At 66.2% G+C, this 17,590-nt stretch carries 17 protein-coding genes; 12 read left to right on the top strand and 5 right to left on the bottom strand.

All coding sequences use genetic code 11. The features are described 5' to 3' along the window. The 5 genes from TabM4_RS11660 to TabM4_RS11640 are packed head-to-tail and all read left to right on the top strand — an operon-like array spanning position 1 to position 6,197. Positions 1-1,539 carry an NADH-quinone oxidoreductase subunit M gene (locus TabM4_RS11660; RefSeq protein WP_434612478.1) on the top strand — a complete coding sequence of 513 codons (1,539 nt, stop codon included), beginning with the start codon at positions 1-3 and terminating at the stop codon, positions 1,537-1,539. 13 nt (positions 1,540-1,552) lie between these two features. Then, the gene (gene nuoN, locus TabM4_RS11655) at positions 1,553-2,989 is read left to right on the top strand and encodes an NADH-quinone oxidoreductase subunit NuoN (RefSeq protein ID WP_434612476.1); all 1,437 of its coding nucleotides are present in this window, start codon (positions 1,553-1,555) and stop codon (positions 2,987-2,989) included. After that, entirely contained in the window at positions 2,979-3,734 is a 756-nt protein-coding gene (locus TabM4_RS11650; RefSeq protein ID WP_434612474.1) for a biotin--[acetyl-CoA-carboxylase] ligase, read from the top strand. The genes nuoN and TabM4_RS11650 overlap by 11 nt, the downstream gene beginning before the upstream one ends. Before the next feature lie 13 nt (positions 3,735-3,747). Continuing rightward, positions 3,748-4,527 carry a type III pantothenate kinase gene (locus TabM4_RS11645; protein WP_434612473.1) on the top strand — a complete coding sequence of 260 codons (780 nt, stop codon included), beginning with the start codon at positions 3,748-3,750 and terminating at the stop codon, positions 4,525-4,527. Continuing rightward, positions 4,524-6,197, top strand: coding sequence for a ribonuclease J (locus tag TabM4_RS11640; RefSeq protein WP_434612471.1), 1,674 nt, complete (start codon positions 4,524-4,526; stop codon positions 6,195-6,197). The genes TabM4_RS11645 and TabM4_RS11640 overlap by 4 nt, the downstream gene beginning before the upstream one ends. A 101-nt stretch (positions 6,198-6,298) precedes the next feature. Here TabM4_RS11640 and TabM4_RS11635 read toward each other — a convergent pair whose 3' ends face one another. Both TabM4_RS11635 and TabM4_RS11630 read right to left on the bottom strand, forming a co-directional pair. Next, entirely contained in the window at positions 6,299-7,912 is a 1,614-nt protein-coding gene (locus TabM4_RS11635; protein WP_434612469.1) for a DEAD/DEAH box helicase, read from the bottom strand. A 158-nt stretch (positions 7,913-8,070) separates the two neighbouring features. Next, positions 8,071-9,669 (bottom strand): peptide chain release factor 3, encoded by a 1,599-nt coding sequence (locus TabM4_RS11630; RefSeq protein WP_434612468.1) that lies wholly within the window; start codon positions 9,667-9,669, stop codon positions 8,071-8,073. A gap of 107 nt (positions 9,670-9,776) precedes the next feature. Between TabM4_RS11630 and TabM4_RS11625 the strand changes: the two genes are divergently transcribed. Beyond that, a complete protein-coding gene (locus TabM4_RS11625) occupies positions 9,777-10,556 on the top strand; it encodes an SDR family oxidoreductase (protein ID WP_434612466.1) in 780 nt (259 codons plus the stop codon). Positions 10,557-10,742: 186 nt separating this feature from the next. Continuing rightward, entirely contained in the window at positions 10,743-11,831 is a 1,089-nt protein-coding gene (locus TabM4_RS11620) for an ABC transporter ATP-binding protein (RefSeq protein ID WP_434612464.1), read from the top strand. Here the strand turns inward: TabM4_RS11620 and TabM4_RS11615 are convergent. The 3 genes from TabM4_RS11615 to TabM4_RS11605 all read right to left on the bottom strand — a co-directional run bounded on the left by TabM4_RS11615 (position 11,821) and on the right by TabM4_RS11605 (position 13,347). Further along, the gene (locus tag TabM4_RS11615; RefSeq protein ID WP_434612462.1) at positions 11,821-12,501 is read right to left on the bottom strand and encodes a helix-turn-helix transcriptional regulator; all 681 of its coding nucleotides are present in this window, start codon (positions 12,499-12,501) and stop codon (positions 11,821-11,823) included. The genes TabM4_RS11620 and TabM4_RS11615 overlap by 11 nt on opposite strands. 31 nt (positions 12,502-12,532) lie before the next feature. Further along, positions 12,533-12,919, bottom strand: coding sequence for a hypothetical protein (locus TabM4_RS11610; protein WP_434612460.1), 387 nt, complete (start codon positions 12,917-12,919; stop codon positions 12,533-12,535). 71 nt (positions 12,920-12,990) lie between these two features. After that, complete coding sequence (locus TabM4_RS11605; protein ID WP_434612458.1) at positions 12,991-13,347, bottom strand: helix-turn-helix transcriptional regulator; 357 nt, start codon at positions 13,345-13,347, stop codon at positions 12,991-12,993. Between the two features lie 151 nt (positions 13,348-13,498). Between TabM4_RS11605 and TabM4_RS11600 the strand changes: the two genes are divergently transcribed. From TabM4_RS11600 to TabM4_RS11580, 5 genes are all read left to right on the top strand, one after another. Next, positions 13,499-13,759: a twin-arginine translocase TatA/TatE family subunit gene (locus TabM4_RS11600; protein WP_434612456.1), complete on the top strand. Its 261-nt coding sequence runs from the start codon at positions 13,499-13,501 to the stop codon at positions 13,757-13,759. 39 nt (positions 13,760-13,798) lie between these two features. Then, complete coding sequence (tatB, locus tag TabM4_RS11595) at positions 13,799-14,419, top strand: Sec-independent protein translocase protein TatB (RefSeq protein ID WP_434612454.1); 621 nt, start codon at positions 13,799-13,801, stop codon at positions 14,417-14,419. After that, positions 14,416-15,279, top strand: coding sequence for a twin-arginine translocase subunit TatC (tatC, locus tag TabM4_RS11590; protein WP_434612452.1), 864 nt, complete (start codon positions 14,416-14,418; stop codon positions 15,277-15,279). The genes tatB and tatC overlap by 4 nt, the downstream gene beginning before the upstream one ends. Continuing rightward, entirely contained in the window at positions 15,276-16,118 is an 843-nt protein-coding gene (locus TabM4_RS11585; protein WP_434612450.1) for an ATP-binding protein, read from the top strand. Before tatC ends, TabM4_RS11585 begins: the two co-directional genes overlap by 4 nt. A gap of 146 nt (positions 16,119-16,264) precedes the next feature. Then, positions 16,265-17,539, top strand: a complete 1,275-nt coding sequence (locus TabM4_RS11580) for a hemolysin family protein (protein WP_434612448.1) — start codon at positions 16,265-16,267, stop codon at positions 17,537-17,539. The last annotated feature ends 51 nt before the right edge of the window (positions 17,540-17,590 follow it).

The raw sequence follows: 17,590 nt of genomic DNA, 5'->3' as shown, positions 1-17,590 counted from the left end.
ATGGATAACCTGCTCTCCATCATCACCTTCATCCCGGCCGTCGCCGCGGCCATCCTCGCCCTGTTCCTGCGTGGCGACGACGCGGCGGCGCAGCGGAATGCGAAATGGCTGGCACTGCTGGCCACGACGGCGACCTTCCTCGTCTCGCTCTTCGTGCTGTTCGGCTTCGATCCGGCAAACACGGACTTTCAGTTCGTCGAAGAATACGACTGGATCCTCGGCCTGAAATACAAGATGGGCGTCGACGGCATCTCGGTCCTCTTCGTGATGCTGACCACTTTCCTCATGCCGCTCGTCATCGCCTCCTGCTGGGATGTGCAGACGCGGGTGAAGGAATACATGATCGCCTTCCTCCTGCTGGAAACGCTGATGCTCGGCGTCTTCTGCGCGCTGGACATGGTGCTGTTCTACCTCTTCTTCGAGGCGGGGCTGATCCCGATGTTCCTGATCATCGGCATCTGGGGCGGCAAGGAGCGCATCTACGCGGCGTTCAAGTTCTTCCTCTACACCTTCCTTGGCTCGGTCCTGATGCTGGTCGCGATGATCGCGATGTACATGGACGCGGGCACCACCGACATCCCGTCGCTTCTGGCCCACAACTTCGGGTCCGAGGACATGCAGGTTCTGGGCATCCACGTCGTCGGCGGCTTGCAGACGCTGCTCTGGCTCGCCTTCTTTGCCTCCTTCGCGGTGAAGATGCCGATGTGGCCCGTGCATACATGGCTGCCCGATGCCCACGTTCAGGCCCCGACCGCCGGGTCGGTGGTGCTGGCCGCGATCCTGCTGAAGATGGGTGGTTACGGTTTCCTGCGCTTCTCGCTGCCGATGTTCCCGGTGGCGTCGGACCTGCTCGCGCCGCTGGTCTTCTGGATGTCGGCCATCGCCATCGTCTACACCTCGCTGGTCGCGCTCGCCCAGCAGGACATGAAGAAACTGATCGCTTACTCCTCGGTCGCCCACATGGGTTACGTGACGATGGGCATCTTCACTGCGAACCAGCAGGGGATCGACGGGGCCATCTTCCAGATGCTGTCCCACGGCTTCATCTCCGGCGCGCTCTTCCTCTGCGTCGGCGTGATCTATGACCGCATGCACACCCGCGACATCGACGCCTATGGCGGTCTGGTGAACCGGATGCCCGCCTATGCGCTCATCTTCATGTTCTTCACCATGGCCAACGTGGGCCTTCCCGGCACCAGCGGCTTCATCGGCGAATTCCTCACCCTCGTCGGCATCTTCCAGGTCAACACCTGGGTCGCCGCCGTCGCCACCACCGGCGTGATCCTCTCGGCGGCCTATGCCCTCTGGCTTTACCGCCGCGTCGTCATGGGCGAGTTGGTGAAAGAGGCGCTGAAGTCCATCACCGACATGACGCGGCGCGAGAAGGCGATCTTCGCCCCCCTCGTCGCCATGACCCTGCTTCTCGGCGTCTACCCCTCGCTCGTGACCGATATCATCGGTCCCAGCGTATCGGCGCTGATCACCGACTATCAGGCTGCGTTGCCCGCCCCGGGCGACACGCAGCTTGCCCAGAACTGAAGGGACGCACCGGATGACCCCGCAAGATTTCTCCACCGTCCTGCCCGAGGTCGTGCTGGCCGTCTACGCGATGGCCGCGCTGATGTTCGGCGTCTACACGACGAAGGACAAGGTCGCTCCTCTCATCTCATGGGCCACCGCTGGCCTCTTCCTCGCCCTCGCGCTCTATATCGGCGCGGGCGGAGAGGGCGCGCGCACCGCCTTCGGCGGCATGTTCATCGACGATCCTTTCGCGCGCTTCGCCAAGGTGACGATCCTCGTCTCTGCCGCCGCCGTCCTGATCATGTCGCAGGATTACATGATCCGCCGCGACCTGCTGCGGTTTGAATATCCCATCCTGCTGACCCTTGCGGTCGTGGGGATGATGATGATGGTCTCCGCAGGTGACCTCATGGCGCTCTACATCGGCCTCGAACTGCAATCGCTGGCGCTCTACGTCGTTGCCGCCGTGCGCCGCGACAGCGTGAAGTCCACCGAGGCCGGCCTGAAATACTTTGTCCTCGGCGCGCTGTCCTCTGGCATCCTGCTCTATGGCGCATCGCTGACCTATGGCTATGCGGGCACCACGCTCTTCTCCGGCATCCTGTCCACGCTGGAACATGGCGCGCCGCTCGGCCTGCTGATCGGCCTCGTCTTCATGCTGGCGGGCCTTGCCTTCAAGGTCTCCGCCGCGCCCTTCCACATGTGGACGCCCGACGTCTACGAAGGCTCGCCCACCCCTGTCACCGCCTTCTTCGCCACGGCACCCAAGGTTGCCGCCATGGCGCTGCTGGCGCGGCTGTCTTGGGATGCCTTCGGCGCGATCCCGGGTGACTGGACGCAGGTCCTCGCGGCCCTTGCCGTGATCTCCATGTTCCTCGGCGCCATCGCCGCCATCGGCCAGCGCGACATCAAGCGCCTCATGGCCTATTCCTCAATCGCGCATATGGGCTATGCGCTGGTCGGCCTTGCCTCCGGCACGGCCGAGGGCGTGCAGGCCATGCTGATCTACATGGCGATCTACGTCACCATGAACGTCGGCACCTTCGCCTTCATCCTGTCGATGGAACGCGATGGCCGCCCCGTCACCTCCATCGACAGCCTGAACCTCTTCTCCAAGAAAGAACCGCTCAAGGCACTGGCGATGCTGGTCCTGATGTTCTCCTTGGCTGGCGTGCCGCCGATGGTGGGCTTCTTCGGGAAGTTCTACGTCCTGAAGGCGGCGGTTGACGCGGGCATGACTTGGCTTGCACTGGCGGGTGCGGTCGCCTCCGTCATCGGCGCATTCTACTACCTCCGCATCGTTTTCTTCATGTATTTCGGCAAGGAAACCGAAGGCGTCGAGTCCCGCATGGCCCCTGCACAGTGGGCGATGCTGGTGGCGGTGGCGGTCATAATGGTCGTGGGCATCGTGAACCTCTTCGGCATCGAACCCGCAGCCGCCATCGCGGCGGAAGCCCTTGTCCGGTAACGTCTGGCCCGAGGTGGTGGGTCGCCACTTCCTCGACACGGTCGACAGCACCAATGCACATGCCTTCCGGCTGGCCCCGCAACACGCGGGGCCTTGCTGGATTCTGGCGGGAGAGCAGACCGCAGGCCGTGGCCGCCGCGCCCGCGCATGGGCGAGCCCGCGCGGGAATTTCCACGGGACGCTGCTGCTGCACCCCACGGAACCCGCCGCCACCGTCGCGCTGCGCTCCTTCGCCGCCGCCTTGGCGCTGCGCGATGCCTTCGTGGCGCTGACCGGGTTGCCTGAGGCGTTCAAGCTCAAATGGCCCAATGACGTGCTGCTGAACGGCGGCAAGGTCGCGGGGATCCTGCTGGAGAGCAGCGGGGCGGGGCAGGGCGTCCAGCACCTCGCCATCGGGATCGGCGTCAACCTGATCGCCGCCCCCGACCCTGCGCTGATGGAGGCGGGGGCTGTCCCCCCCGTCACGCTGCTCTCCGAAACGGGCCTGCGCGTCACGCCGGAAACCTTCCTCGACGCCCTCGCCCCCGCCTATGCCCGCTGGGAACAGACCTTCCGCGAGGAAGGCTTCGCACCCCTCCGCAGCGCATGGCTCTCCCACGCCGCCCGACTGGGCGAGACGATCCGCGCCCGCACCGGCACGGAAACCCGTGAAGGCACGTTTGAAACCATCGACGACAGCGGCGCCCTCATCCTGCGCCAATCCCACGGCCCCGTCGCCATCCCGGCGGCGGAAGTCTTCTTCTGACAGGGGAACGCCCATGCTCCTCGCCATCGACTGCGGCAACACCAACACCGTCTTCTCCATCTGGAACGGGGAACGCTTCATCGCCACATGGCGCATCGCGACCGATCACAAGCGGACGGCGGATGAATACTTCGTCTGGCTCTCCTCGCTGATGATGCTGACGAAGACCGACGCGCAGATCACCGACGCCATCATCTCCTCTACCGTCCCGCGCGTCGTGTTCAACCTGCGCGTCCTCTGCAACCGCTATTTCGACTGCCGCCCGCTGGTCGTGGGCAAGCCGGAATGCCGCCTTCCCGTCGCCCCCCGCGTGGACCAAGGCACCACCGTCGGCCCCGACCGTCTGGTCAACACGGTCGGCGCGCATGACCGCCACGGCGGTGACCTGATCGTCGTCGATTTCGGCACCGCCACCACCTTCGACGTGGTCGACACCGACGGCGCCTATATCGGCGGCGTCATCGCCCCCGGCGTGAACCTCTCGCTCGAGGCACTGCACATGGCCGCCGCCGCCCTGCCGCATGTGGACATCAGCCGCCCCGCCCGCGCCATCGGCACGAATACGGTGGCCTGCATGCAGTCCGGCGTGTATTGGGGCTATATCGGCCTCATCGAAGGCATCGTCCGCGAAGTCCGCAAGGAACGCGACCGCCCAATGAAGGTCATTGCGACAGGTGGCCTCGCCTCCCTGTTCGCGCAGGATACCGCACTATTTGACAACGTCGAGGATGACCTGACCATGCATGGTCTGATGCTCATCGACCGCCACAACAAGGAACTGGAACGCGCATGACTGTGAACCGGCTGATCTACCTTCCCCTCGGCGGCGCCGGGGAGATCGGCATGAACGCCTATGTCTATGGCTATGGCCCGGCGAACAAGGAACGCCTGATCCTCGTCGATATGGGCGTGACCTTCCCCGACATGGACTCGACGCCGGGGGTGGATCTGATCCTCCCCGACTTGACATGGCTGGAAGAGAACCTCGACCGGCTCGAGGCCATCTTCATCACCCACGCGCATGAGGACCATATCGGCGCGCTCGGCCACCTCTGGCCGCGCCTGCAAAAGCCCGTCTACGCCCGCCGCTTCACCGCCACCGTGGGCCGGTTGAAGTTCGAAGAGCAGGGCCTGCCCATCGAGGCCATCAACATCGTCGCCGCCCGGCCCGAGACGGTGGAGGTCGGCCCCTTCAAGGTGCAATTCGTCCCCGTCAGCCACTCCATCCCCGAAAGCGCCGCGCTGGTGATCGACACCCCCGCAGGCCGCATCGTCCATTCCGGCGACTTCAAGCTGGACCGCAGTCCCGTGGTCGGCGAACCCTGGGACGACGCCCGCTTTGCCGAAATCGCCGCCGAACGCCCCGTCAAGGCGCTGATGTGCGACTCGACCAACGTCTTCTCGCTGCACCCCGGCCGCTCGGAAAGCTCCATCCGCGAACCGATCCGCGATCTGGTGGCGGGGCGCGGCGGGCTTGTCGTGGCCACCACCTTCGCCTCCAACGTCGCCCGCCTCAAGACACTGGCCGAGGCCGCAAAGGCCGCCGACCGCTCCGTCTGCCTGATGGGCCGCGCGATGAAGCGGATGGTGGCTGCGGCGGAACAATCCGGCGTGCTGACCGATTTCCCCCGCACCGTCAGCCCCGAAGACGCCGCCGACATCCCGCGCGGCAACCTGATGCTGATCGTCACCGGATCGCAGGGCGAACGCCGCGCGGCCTCTGCCCAGCTTTCGCGCGGCAAGTATCTGGGGATGGAGATGAAGGCGGGCGACCTTTTCCTCTTCTCCTCCAAGACCATTCCGGGAAATGAGCGCGACGTCCTGCGCATCATGAACAACTTCTCGGAAATGGGCGTCGACGTGATGGATGACGGCGGCGGCAAGTATCACGTCTCGGGCCACGCCAACCGCCCCGACCTCGAACATGTCCACCGCCTGCTGCTGCCCGACATGCTGATCCCCATGCATGGCGAACACCGCCACCTGCGCGAACATGCCCGCATCGGGACCGAGGCCGGGCTGGCCGCCGCCGTGGTGACCAATGGCATGATCGTGGACCTCACGGGCGAAACCCCGGTCACCGTGGGCCATGTGGAAACCGGCAGGCTCTATCTTGACGGCTCGGCCATCGTGGGCGCGCTGGACGGGGTGATCCGCGACCGCATCCGCATGGCGCTGAACGGCCACGTTATGGTGACCGTGATCCTCGACGACGACAATTCGGTTCTGGGCGAGGCATGGGTCGAAACCATGGGTCTGGCCGAACGTGGCCGTTCCGGCATCCTCGCCGAGGTGATGGAAGGCGAATTGACCGAGTTTCTCGACGGGGCAGGGCGCAAGATCCTTGCCGATGACGACAAGCTGGACGAGGCGCTGCGCCGCATCGTCCGTCAGGTCGGCATGGAAGAGATCGGCAAGAAGCCCGAGGTGACCGTCGTGGTCAGCCGCCTCATGGCCGAGTGACGCGCCTCTCAGGGGCAAAGCGAAAGGCCGGTCCCGCAAGGGACCGGCCTTTCGCCGTTTCAGGAGGAAAATTCTTCATGCGAAGAATTTTCGCGGACGGCTCAGCCGTCCGTGCCATTGGCGGGAATCTCGTCCTCTGCCTCATCCGTCACCGGCACATCGATCTTGAAGCTGCGCAGGATGAAATCCGGCACATGGTCGCCCATGCCCACCACCGGCGGCCCACCACGATCATCGTTCCGGTCGCGCCCGCGACGGTCGTCACGGCGGTCATCCCGGCGATCGTCGCGCCTGTCATCCCTACGGTCGTCCCGACGCTCATCCCCCCGGCGCTCGTCCCGACGAGGCCGGTCATCGCGGCGCGGCTGCGGGGCAGGGGCCTCGGCCACCTCCACCACGGGCGCGGTCTCCACCGCCGATTCCTCACGCCTTTCGCGCGGGGCGCGGCCCTCGCGCGGGCCACGATCCCGGTCACGCCCGCCGCTGCGGCCACCCCGATCGCCGCGCTCGCCCCGGCCACCGCGCTCTTCGCGCGGCCGGTCCGACCCTTCGCTCGCAAGGTCCAGCCCTTCGGGCAGCTCGCCCCGCGGGATGGCCTGCTTCACGAGGCTCTCGATGGCCGACAGGTACTTGTCGTCATTCGGCACGGCGATGGTGAAGGCCTTGCCTTGCCGCCCCGCGCGGCCCGTCCGGCCGATGCGGTGGACGTAATCCTCCGGATGCGAGGGCACGTCGAAGTTGAACACATGGCTCACCGCCGGAATGTCCAGACCACGCGCCGCCACATCCGACGCCACCAACAGGTGCAGCGTCCCGTCGCGGAATTCGTCCAGCGTCCGCATCCGCTGCGACTGGTCGAGGTCGCCATGGATCGGCGCTGCATTGAACCCGTGCGATTTCAGCGACTTCGCCACCACATCCACATCCATCTTGCGGTTGCAGAAGATGATGGCATTGGTGCAGCTTTCGCCTTCCCCCCGGATCAGCGCCCGCAGCACCGCCCGCTTTTCGGTAAAGGATCGGTCCTTCCGCGTCGGCTGAAACTGGATCAGCTTCTGCTCGATCGTGGCCGAGGTGGTGGATTGCCGCGCCACTTCAATCTTGGCCGGGTTCGACAGGAAGGTATTGGTGATCCGCTCGATCTCGGGCGCCATGGTGGCGGAAAAGAACAGCGTCTGGCGCGTGAAGGGCGTCAGTTGGAAGATGCGCTCGATATCGGGGATGAACCCCATGTCCAGCATCCGGTCGGCCTCATCCACCACCATGATCTGCACGCCGGTCAGCAACAGCTTGCCGCGTTCGAAATGGTCCAGCAGGCGGCCCGGCGTCGCGATCAGCACATCGACGCCCCGGTCGATCAGCTTGTCCTGCTCGCCAAAGGACACGCCCCCGATCAGCAGCGCCTTGGTCAGCTTGGTATGCTTGGCATAGATGTCGAAATTCTCCGCCACCTGCGCCGCCAATTCCCGCGTCGGCGCCAGAACCAGCGACCGGGGCATCCGCGCCCGCGCACGGCCCTGTCCCAGCAGGGTGATCATCGGCAGGGTGAAGCTGGCGGTCTTGCCCGTCCCGGTCTGCGCGATCCCCAGCACATCGCGCCCTTGCAGCGCATGCGGGATGGCCTGGGCCTGGATGGGGGTCGGGGTTTCATAGCCCGCTTCCGCGATGGCCTGAAGTACGCGCGGGTCCAGCGCGAGATCCGAGAATTTGGTCATAAGCGTCCTTGTAGATGCGGGATCGGCCCGCAAAGATGAAGGGACGCTGCTGTCCGGGCGCCCCGGCGTCAAAAAGGCCATTTGACCTTCACGGGTCGCTTATCCGAATTCGACCGAAGGGTCAAGGAGAGCGCGGTCGCCCGCGCCCCCGCAGCAGGTCAGACCATCATTTCCTTGGTCGCCGTCAGCCGCAACTCCGGATAGTCGCGCTCAACTCGGTCGATGTCCCATTTCAGGCGCGTCAGATAGACCATGTCGCCGTCATTGTCGGTGGCGATATGTCCCTTGTTGACGTTCACGAACCGCTCCACCTCGGCCTTCGGGCCCGAGACCCAGCGGGCAGAGGTGAATTGCGACGGCTCGAACCGGACGGGCAGGGAATATTCCTGTTCGATCCGGCTTGCCAGCACCTCGAATTGCAGCGCCCCCACGACCCCCACGATGAAGCCCGACCCGATCATCGGCTTGAACACCTTCGCCGCCCCTTCCTCGGCGAATTGCATCAGCGCCTTTTCCAGATGCTTGGCCTTCATCGGATCGCCTGCCCGCACGCCCTGCAACAGTTCCGGCGCGAAAGAGGGGATGCCCGTGAAATGCAGCGCCTCCCCCTCGGTCAGCGCATCGCCGATGCGCAACTGCCCATGGTTCGGAATGCCGATGATGTCCCCCGCCCATGCCTCTTCGGCCAGTTCGCGGTCGGCGGCAAGGAAAAGCACGGGGTTCGATACCGCCATCGGCTTTTTGGACCGCACATGCAGCAGCTTCATCCCCCGCTCGAAATGGCCCGAGGCAAGGCGGACGAAGGCCACGCGGTCGCGGTGCTTGGGGTCCATGTTGGCTTGCACCTTGAACACGAAACCCGTCACCGGGCCCTCATCCGCGCCGATCTGCCGCTCCGCCGCCTTCTGCGGCTGCGGCTGGGGGCCATATTCCCCCATCCCATCCATCAACTCCTTGACGCCAAAGGAATTGATTGCCGATCCGAACCAGATCGGCGTCATCGACCCGTTCAGGAAACTCGCCCGGTCGAAGGCGGGCAGCAGTTCCCGCGCCATCTCCACCTCCTCCCGCAGCTTGGCCAGCAGGTCGGCGGGCACATGATCGGCAAGCTTCGGATCGTCCAGCCCATCGATCTTCACCGATTCCGCCACGCGGTTACGGTCGGCCCGGTCCATGATCTCCAGCCGGTCATGCAGCAGGTCATAGGCCCCGATGAACTCGCGCCCCATCCCGATGGGCCATGAGGCAGGGGTCACGTCGATGGCAAGGTTCTGCTGGATCTCGTCGATGATGTCGAAGGTGTCGCGGCTTTCCCGGTCCATCTTGTTGCAGAAGGTCAGGATCGGCAGGTCCCGCAACCGGCAGACCTCGAACAGCTTCTGCGTCTGGCTCTCCACGCCCTTCGCGCCGTCGATCACCATGATCGCCGCATCCACTGCGGTCAAAGTGCGATAGGTATCCTCCGAAAAATCGCTGTGGCCGGGCGTATCCACCAGATTGAATCGATATTCCCGATAGTCGAAGGACATGGCCGAGGCCGAAACGGAAATCCCCCGCTCCTGCTCCATCTTCATGAAGTCCGACCGCGTCCGCCGCGCTTCGCCCTTGGCACGCACCTGACCCGCCATCTGGATCGCACCCCCGAAAAGCAGGAACTTTTCCGTCAGCGTGGTCTTGCCCGCGTCCGGATGCGAGATGATCGCAAAGGTCCGGCGGCGGGCGATTTCGGGCGGCAGGGTGGTGGCATTGTCCAGCATGGGCGCGCACATAGCCCAAAGCGCGGCGCGCGTCCACAGGCTCCACCCTTGCCGTGCAGGCCCATGGGCGCTACCCCTTGGCGCGGACAGGCAAAAGGAGGCGACGCATGGATCTGGGCATTCGCGGCAAGAGGGCGCTGGTCTGCGCCTCGTCCAAGGGGCTGGGCAAAGGCTGCGCCGAGGCGCTGGCCGAGGCAGGCGTCGACCTCGTCCTGAACGCGCGCGGGGCCGAGGCGCTGGAGGCCACGGCCGCCGCCATCCGCGCCCGCCACAACGTCAACGTCACGGCGATTGCCGCCGACATCACCACGGACGACGGGCGTGACCGCGTGCTTCAGGCCGCGGGCGCGGTGGACATCCTCGTCACCAATGCGGGCGGCCCGCCCCCCGGCCAATGGTCCGACTGGACGCGCGACGATTTCATCCGCGCCCTCGATGCCAATATGCTCACCCCCATCGCCTTGATGAAGGCGCTCCTGCCGGGGATGATCGACCGGAAATGGGGCCGCGTGGTAAACATCACCTCGCAATCGGTCAAGGCCCCGATCGCGGTGCTGGGCCTGTCCAACTCGGCCCGCGCCGGGCTCACGGGCTATGTCGCGGGCACCTCGCGGCAGGTCGCGCCCTTCGGCGTGACGATCAACAACCTGCTGCCCGGCATCCATGACACGGATCGCGCCATCTCGCTCGATCAGGGCGTGATGAAGGCCGAAGGCGTGACGATGGAAGAGGCACGAGCGAAACGTGCGGCCACCATCCCCGCCCGCCGCTATGGCGACCCAGCCGATTTCGGCGCAGCCTGCGCCTTCCTCTGTTCGCAGCAGGCGGCCTTCATCGTGGGGCAGAACATCCTGCTCGACGGTGGCCAGACCCTCGCCACGCTCTGATCGGGGGCGAAAATTCTTCGCCGAAGAATTTTCGCAAGCGGGGGCAGAGCCCCCGCGACCACGGCCCTTCTGGGCCGCAGAATTTTTCGCCGAAAAATTTTGTCCCCAGCCTGACCCCGGGCACTCACCTTGCCCTGCCGCGCCGCTCCTGCTAGGCGTAATTCCGATCAATTCCCTAGGAATAACATGCCGGATCGACCCCAGCCGCGCCTCGACGTCTCGAACCTGACCTGCGCCTTCGGCGGCAGGCCGGTTGTAGATGACGTCTCGCTCACCGTCGCGGCGGGGCAGGTCACCTGCCTGCTCGGCCCTTCGGGTTGCGGCAAATCCACAACCCTGCGGATGATCGCGGGGGTAGAGCATCCCCATGCCGGCATCATCCGCATCGATGGCCAGCCCGTCTTCGGCGCAGGCCCCACGCTCCCGCCCGAAGCACGCTCGGTCGGCCTCATGTTCCAGGATTTCGCCCTTTTCCCGCATCTGACGGTCGCCCAGAACGTGGCCTTCGGCCTGACCGGCGACAAAGCCGCCCGCACCGCCCGTGTGGGCGACCTGCTCGACCGCGTGAACCTCTCCGGCTACGGCCCCAAGCACCCGCACCAGCTTTCGGGCGGCGAACAGCAGCGCGTGGCCCTTGCCCGCGCGCTTGCCCCGCGCCCCAAGGTCATGCTGATGGACGAACCCTTCTCCGGCCTCGACAACCGCCTGCGCGACGGCATCCGCGACGCCACGCTGGACCTCTTGAAGGAAGAGGGCACGGCCGTCCTCCTCGTCACCCATGAACCCGACGAGGCGATGCGCATGGCCGACGAGATCGCGCTGATGCGCGGCGGCCGTATCGTCCAGCGCGGTGCTCCCTACAACGTCTACAACGCGCCCGTGGATAAGGCCGCCGCTGCCTTCTTTTCCGACATCAACGTGATCCGCGGCACCTCGCGCGGGGCGCTGACCGATACGCCCTTCGGGGCCTTCCTCACCCCCGGCCATGCCGACGGGGCCGAGGTGGACATCGTCATCCGCCCCCAGCATCTGAAGATAGATTTCGATCGCGGCGGACGCGGGCCAAACCCCACCGCGCAGGACGGCACGCCCGCCCGCGGCGTGGTGCAGCGCGCGCGCTATCTGGGCCGGGAATCGCTGGTGGAATTCCGGATGGACCATGACGGCTCCACCCTTACCGCCAGCGTGCCGGGCGTCTTCCTGCCCAAACCGGGCACCGCTCTCTGGCTGATGATCCGGCGCGACCGCTGCTTCGTCTTCCCCGTCAGCCGCTGATCCCCATCAGCGCGCGCCACGCCGCCAGATCACGCCCCGCCTCCGGTGCCTGAACACGCCCTGTGTCGCGCAGGCTGGCAATCCGGTCCACCCGGAAACTCCGGAAATCCTGCCGCTTCTCGCACCATGCGGCAAGCGTCCAGACACGGCCCCAGAATTCAAGGACAAGCGGCCGCACCTCCCGCCGCGACTCACGCCCCTCGCCATCGGCATAGGCCAGTTCCATCACCACCCCCAGCCGGATCGCGCGCCGCAGGTCCGGCAGATGCCGGGCTGCGGCCAGCGCCTCCTCGCCCGGAAAGATCCAGACCGGCGGCTCCGCCCGCGCCGCCCGCGAGGCGGGCAGCACCGCCATGATCTTGCCCGACAGCCGCTCCACCGCCCCGGCCATCCCCGGATCCGCGCCCTCCGCCAGCAGTCGCAACGCCAGAACCAGCGCCTCCGTCTCCTCTTCCGTCAGCGTCAGAGGCGGCAGCGTGATCGGCTCGCGCAGGATATAGCCCACACCCCGTTCCCCCTCCACGGGCAGGCCCCCGGCGATCAGCGTCGCCATGTCCCGCCACAGCGTTCGCGTGGAAACCTCCAGCCGCTCGGCCATGTCGCGGGCGGTGTGCAACCGCCCGTCGCGCAGGATCTGGATCAGGTCGAACAGACGGTCTGTGCGGCGCATGGGCAAAGCGTGGCGGGGCAGGGCGCGCCCGTCAATCCATCGCGAAGGCCAGCGCCTCGTGGCGCATCACCACGCTGGAACCGTCGATCATCGCCATGAAGGGGCCAAAGGCGGGGACCTCCATCATCGCCGCCGCCGCCGCCTGCGCGCTGGCCGCATCGCGCCATTCCACCCAATCGGTCCATTGCCCATCCGCCCCCAGCACCAACCGCCGGCGCAGGAAACCGGGCTGCGCCCGCAACGGCGCCTCGGTCCCGCGCGCCGCCTCCAGAAAGGCAGCAGGATCGGTGCCCGCAACAAGACGAAAGGTCACCACCTCCACACAGGGCGCAACGCCTCCGCGCCCGCCATCCGCAGGGGCGGGCAGCGGCAGCATCGTCAGGGCGGCAATCAGCGAAACGGTCAGTTTCCGGCGCATGGGTCTCTCCTCTCAAGGTTCCGATGTCCCCCTTCTGCCAGACCCCAACCGACACCCCCTGTCAGCAGCCTTCACCCCTCCGACTCGATTCCCGCCTGCGGCATCAGCGTCGCCACCTTGGTCAGCAGGTTCCGCGCGGCCCTTGCGCGCGGATTGGCCTCATCCGCCGCCACATGCCGCAACCCCTCCACCAGCGCTTCCATCTCGTCATGGCTCATCAGCGTGGGCGGCAGCATAAGGGGCGACCGCAGGATGTATCCCAACCCCCGTTCCCCTTCCACCGGCAGGCCGGTGCGCGCCATCATCTCCATGTCGCGCCAGATGGTGCGCGTCGATACCCCCACCGCCGCCGCCAGTTCCGCAGCCGTATGCAGCCGCCCGTCGCGCAGGATCTGGATCAGGTCATAAATACGGTCGTCGCGCTTCATGCGGGGCAGCCTCCGGGGGGCAACTGACAAAATACTGTCAGTAGAGCGTCCCGGAAACCCCCTTTCCCCTTTGATGCCGCCGCCGCCACGCCCTATTCATCACCCTCAGACAAGGGTCGGGCCGGCATCGGCCCCTGGAATGGAGCGGATCATGTTCAATAACATCGGGCCGATGGGCCTCATCCTGATTGCAATCGTCGTGCTGGTGCTCTTCGGGCGCGGCAAGGTCTCCTCGCTCATGGGCGAGGTGGGCAAGGGCATCACCGCCTTCAAGAAGGGCATCAACGACGGCAAGAACGAACTGGAGGCCGAGGCCGCCGACACCGCCCGCGATGTAACACCCCCCACGGCGACCCCGGCCCCGGCGGCCGCGGCCGCAGCCACCACCGCGACCGACAAGGACAAGGCCTGAGCGCTTCGCGCCTGCGGCTGAACAGGAAAGGGTAGGGCGATGGATTTCGGCTGGGCCGAACTGCTGGTCATCGGGGTGGTGGCGCTGATCGTCATCGGACCTAAGGACCTGCCCGAGATGTTCCGCACTTTGGGCCGCTTCACCGCCAAGGCCCGCTCCATGGCGCGGGACTTCTCGCGGGCCATGGAACAGGCCGCCCGCGACACGGGCGTGGACGATGTGGCAAAGGATCTCAAGGACATCCGGACCGCCACCTCGCCCAAGGCGATGGGACTCGAGGCGGTGAAATCTGCCGCCGACAAGTTCGAGAAATGGGATCCGCTGAAGAACGCAGCCAAACCCACCAGCCCGCCGCCCCCGCGCGTCCCGACACCGCCGCCGATGCCCGCGACCCCGGCCCCGGCTATGGCGAACAGCGCCCCTGCGGCCGAAGCAGCCCCCGCGCCCACAACGCCGCCCGATCCCTCTCCGGCCATCGCTGCCGCAGGCCCCGCGACACAGGCACTCGCTGAAAAACAGGCGAAAAAGGCCGCCATCGCCCGCGAAGCCGCTGAAAAGCTGCGCGCCGTGAACGCCGAAACCCCCACGGCCCCCGCGACCGAGGCTCAAGCCCCCGCCAAACGCAGCCGCAAACCGGCAGCCAAGGACAAGACCGAATGACCTCCAGCCCGGACGACATCGACGACAGCTCCGCCCCCCTGATCGAGCATCTTGCCGAACTCAGGACGCGCATCCTCTATTCGCTGGCGGCCTTCGTCGTGGCGATGGTGATCTGTTTCACCGTCTGGAACCCGATCTTCAACTTCCTCACCCATCCGATCTGCGACGCGCTGGCCGAACGCCAGCAGGATTGCGGCCTTGTCCTGATCAAGCTGCAGGAAGGTTTCTTCGTCGCCGTGCGAATCTCGGTGCTCGGCGGCTTCGCCCTCTCCTTCCCGATCATCGCCTATCAGATGTGGCGCTTCGTGGCGCCGGGCCTCTACCGCTCGGAAAAGCAGGCCTTCCTGCCCTTCATCATCGCCTCCCCGGCCATGTTCATCGCGGGCGCCGCCTTCGCCTATTACGTTGTCCTGCCCATCGCCTTCAATTTCTTCCTGAACTTCCAGCAGAATTTCGGCGGCGATCCCACGACCGGCGCCATCGCCACCGATGCGCCCGCGGGCATCGTTTTCCAGGGTTCGATGGAGCAATACCTCTCCCTCACCACCGGCTTCGTCATGGCCTTCGGGATCTGCTTCCAGCTTCCGGTCCTGCTCACGCTCATGGGCAAGGCGGGTCTCATCACCTCACGTGGGCTGGCGGGCATGCGCCGCTATGCGATCGTGCTGATCCTCGTCGTGGCGGCCCTCGTCACCCCGCCCGACATCATGTCGCAACTCATCCTCTTCTCGGCGATCTACCCGCTCTACGAAATCTCCATCCTCCTGATCCGCCGGATCGAAAAGCAGCGCGAGGCGCGGATGCGCGCCGAAGGCACCTGGATCGACGAGGACGAAGACGAGGAAACGCCCAAGGCATGACCGAAGACTCCCTGACCCGCATCGCCGCCGCGCTGGAGCGGATGGCCCCCGCCCCTATGCCCGCCCCCGATTTCACGGACGAGGCCTTCGTCTGGCACACCGCGCCTGACCGGCTGGAACCCGTCGCCCGCGTCTCGCGCGTGGACCTGTCGCTTCTGGTGGGCGTGAACCGCTCGCGCGACACGCTCCTCGAAAATACCCGCCACTTCGCGATGGGCCTGTCTGCCAACAACGCGCTGCTTTGGGGCGCGCGCGGCATGGGGAAATCCTCTCTCGTCAAATCCGTCCACGCCGCCATTCGCGCCGAAGGACATGACCTGAAGATCGTCGAACTCAGCCGCGAGGATCTGCCCTCCGTCACCCGCCTTCTGGCGCATCTCCGCGCCGCGCCGCATCTGCGCTTCGTCCTCTTCTGCGACGACCTCTCCTTCAGCCACGATGACCAGCATTACAAAAGCCTCAAGGCCGTGCTGGATGGCGGCATCGAAGGCCGGCCCGAAAACGTGCTGTTCTACGCCACGTCGAACCGCCGCCACCTCATGCCCCGCGACATGATCGAAAATGAACGGTCCACCGCCATCAACCCCTCCGAGGCGGTCGAGGAAAAGGTTTCCCTCTCCGACCGCTTCGGTCTCTGGCTGGGCTTCCATCCCTGCTCGCAGGACGACTATCTCGACATGATCCGCGGCTATTGCGCCGCCCATGGCGTCTCCGTCCCCGAGGAACGGCTCCATGCCGAGGCTGTGGAATGGCAGGCCACGCGCGGCGCACGCTCCGGCCGCGTCGCTTGGCAATTTTTCTGTGACCTTGCAGCCCGCGAAGGCGTCCGCATCACCTGACATCCCTTGCGCCGGGCGGGTGCAGCCCCTACCTTCCCCGCTCTCCCCGCTCTCCCCGCTCTCCCCGCTCTCCCCGCTCTCCCCGCTCTCCCCGCTCTCCCCGCTCTCCCCGCTCTCCCCGCTCTCCCCGCTCCGTTCAGGACAGCATGCTTACCGAAATCCTCATCGTCCTTGGCCTCATCGTCCTCAACGGTGTGCTGGCGATGTCTGAACTCGCCATCGTCTCGGCCCGTCCCGCCCGGCTCAAACCGCTGGAGGGCAAGTCGCGTGGGGCCGCCACCGCCCTGCGCCTTGCCGAGGATCCGGGCCGCTTCCTCTCTACCGTCCAGATCGGCATCACCATGGTGGGCGTCCTGTCCGGGGCCTTCTCCGGGGCCACGCTGGGCGCGCGCCTGTCGCGCTGGCTGACGGGGCAGGGGGTCGATCCCGAACTTGCCGCCACGCTCGGCGTGGGCGGTGTCGTCATCCTGCTCACCTACCTCTCGCTCATCGTGGGCGAACTCGTCCCCAAGCAACTCGCGCTCAGGAACCCCGAGGCCGTGGCGATCCGCGTCGCTCCCGCGATGCGCCTTCTCTCCATCATCGCCGCCCCCGTCGTCTGGTTCCTCGACCGTTCAGGCAAGGCGCTGCTCTGGCTTCTCGGCGCGCGCGGCGACAGTGGCGCCAAGGTGACCGAGGAAGAGGTTCACTCCCTCCTGACCGAGGCGCATCAGGAAGGCATTCTCGAACAGGAGGAACGCGAGATGCTCGCGGGCGTCATGCGCCTTGCCGACCGTTCCGCCCGCGCCCTGATGACCCCCCGACACGAGGTGGAGATGCTCGACATCACCGCCACCCCCGCCGAAACCGTCGCCGCCATCCGCCGCATCGCGCGTCCCCGCATGCCCGTGCAGAACCCCGAAACCGGCGAGGTTCTGGGCATCATCCTCCTGTCCGAGGCTTTCGACGCCCTCTCGCGCAAGCAATCGCTCGATCCCACGCGCCTCCTGCGCGAAGTCCCGGTCGTCTCCGACATGGCCGACGCCATCGCCGTGATGGACATCCTGCAGGGCTCCACCCATCACCTTGCCCTCGTCTATGACGAATACGGCAATTTCGAAGGCATCATCACCTCCGGCGACATACTCGAGGCGATCACCGGCACCGTCGCCACCCAGACCGAGGCCGAACCCGCCCTCGTGGAACGCGAGGATGGCAGCCTCCTCGTCTCAGGCTGGATGCCCGCCGACGAATTTTGCGACCGCATCGGCATCCCGCGTGACACGGCAGGGGGCTATGAAACCGTGGCGGGGCTGGTCCTCAACCTCTTCGGGCGCCTGCCCACCTTGGGCGAGGCGAAATCCGCCGAAGGCTGGCGGTTCGAGGTGATCGACCTCGACGACCGCCGTATCGACAAGGTCCTCGTCTCCCGCGCCGCCTGAGGCATCGGCCCGACGGCCCGCGCCGACCTGCGACTGCTGTCTGGCTCCCGC

This window comes from Tabrizicola sp. M-4, from assembly GCF_051132405.1.
In the GTDB taxonomy this organism is placed as follows: domain Bacteria; phylum Pseudomonadota; class Alphaproteobacteria; order Rhodobacterales; family Rhodobacteraceae; genus Paragemmobacter.
Note: the sequence above shows the minus strand (reverse complement) of the source record. Positions and strands in the feature narration are given on the sequence as shown.

What these genes read in the sequence shown, in the direction of transcription:
- TabM4_RS11660 (WP_434612478.1), top strand. Translation starts at nt 1, where the DNA reads ATGGATAACCTGCTCTCCATCATCACCTTCATCCCGGCCGTCGCCGCG.
- nuoN (WP_434612476.1), top strand. Translation starts at nt 1,553, where the DNA reads ATGACCCCGCAAGATTTCTCCACCGTCCTGCCCGAGGTCGTGCTGGCC.
- TabM4_RS11645 (WP_434612473.1), top strand. Translation starts at nt 3,748, where the DNA reads ATGCTCCTCGCCATCGACTGCGGCAACACCAACACCGTCTTCTCCATC.
- TabM4_RS11640 (WP_434612471.1), top strand. Translation starts at nt 4,524, where the DNA reads ATGACTGTGAACCGGCTGATCTACCTTCCCCTCGGCGGCGCCGGGGAG.
- TabM4_RS11635 (WP_434612469.1), bottom strand. Translation starts at nt 7,912, where the DNA reads ATGACCAAATTCTCGGATCTCGCGCTGGACCCGCGCGTACTTCAGGCC.
- TabM4_RS11630 (WP_434612468.1), bottom strand. Translation starts at nt 9,669, where the DNA reads ATGCTGGACAATGCCACCACCCTGCCGCCCGAAATCGCCCGCCGCCGG.
- TabM4_RS11625 (WP_434612466.1), top strand. Translation starts at nt 9,777, where the DNA reads ATGGATCTGGGCATTCGCGGCAAGAGGGCGCTGGTCTGCGCCTCGTCC.
- TabM4_RS11620 (WP_434612464.1), top strand. Translation starts at nt 10,743, where the DNA reads ATGCCGGATCGACCCCAGCCGCGCCTCGACGTCTCGAACCTGACCTGC.
- TabM4_RS11615 (WP_434612462.1), bottom strand. Translation starts at nt 12,501, where the DNA reads ATGCGCCGCACAGACCGTCTGTTCGACCTGATCCAGATCCTGCGCGAC.
- TabM4_RS11610 (WP_434612460.1), bottom strand. Translation starts at nt 12,919, where the DNA reads ATGCGCCGGAAACTGACCGTTTCGCTGATTGCCGCCCTGACGATGCTG.
- TabM4_RS11605 (WP_434612458.1), bottom strand. Translation starts at nt 13,347, where the DNA reads ATGAAGCGCGACGACCGTATTTATGACCTGATCCAGATCCTGCGCGAC.
- TabM4_RS11600 (WP_434612456.1), top strand. Translation starts at nt 13,499, where the DNA reads ATGTTCAATAACATCGGGCCGATGGGCCTCATCCTGATTGCAATCGTC.
- tatB (WP_434612454.1), top strand. Translation starts at nt 13,799, where the DNA reads ATGGATTTCGGCTGGGCCGAACTGCTGGTCATCGGGGTGGTGGCGCTG.
- tatC (WP_434612452.1), top strand. Translation starts at nt 14,416, where the DNA reads ATGACCTCCAGCCCGGACGACATCGACGACAGCTCCGCCCCCCTGATC.
- TabM4_RS11585 (WP_434612450.1), top strand. Translation starts at nt 15,276, where the DNA reads ATGACCGAAGACTCCCTGACCCGCATCGCCGCCGCGCTGGAGCGGATG.
- TabM4_RS11580 (WP_434612448.1), top strand. Translation starts at nt 16,265, where the DNA reads ATGCTTACCGAAATCCTCATCGTCCTTGGCCTCATCGTCCTCAACGGT.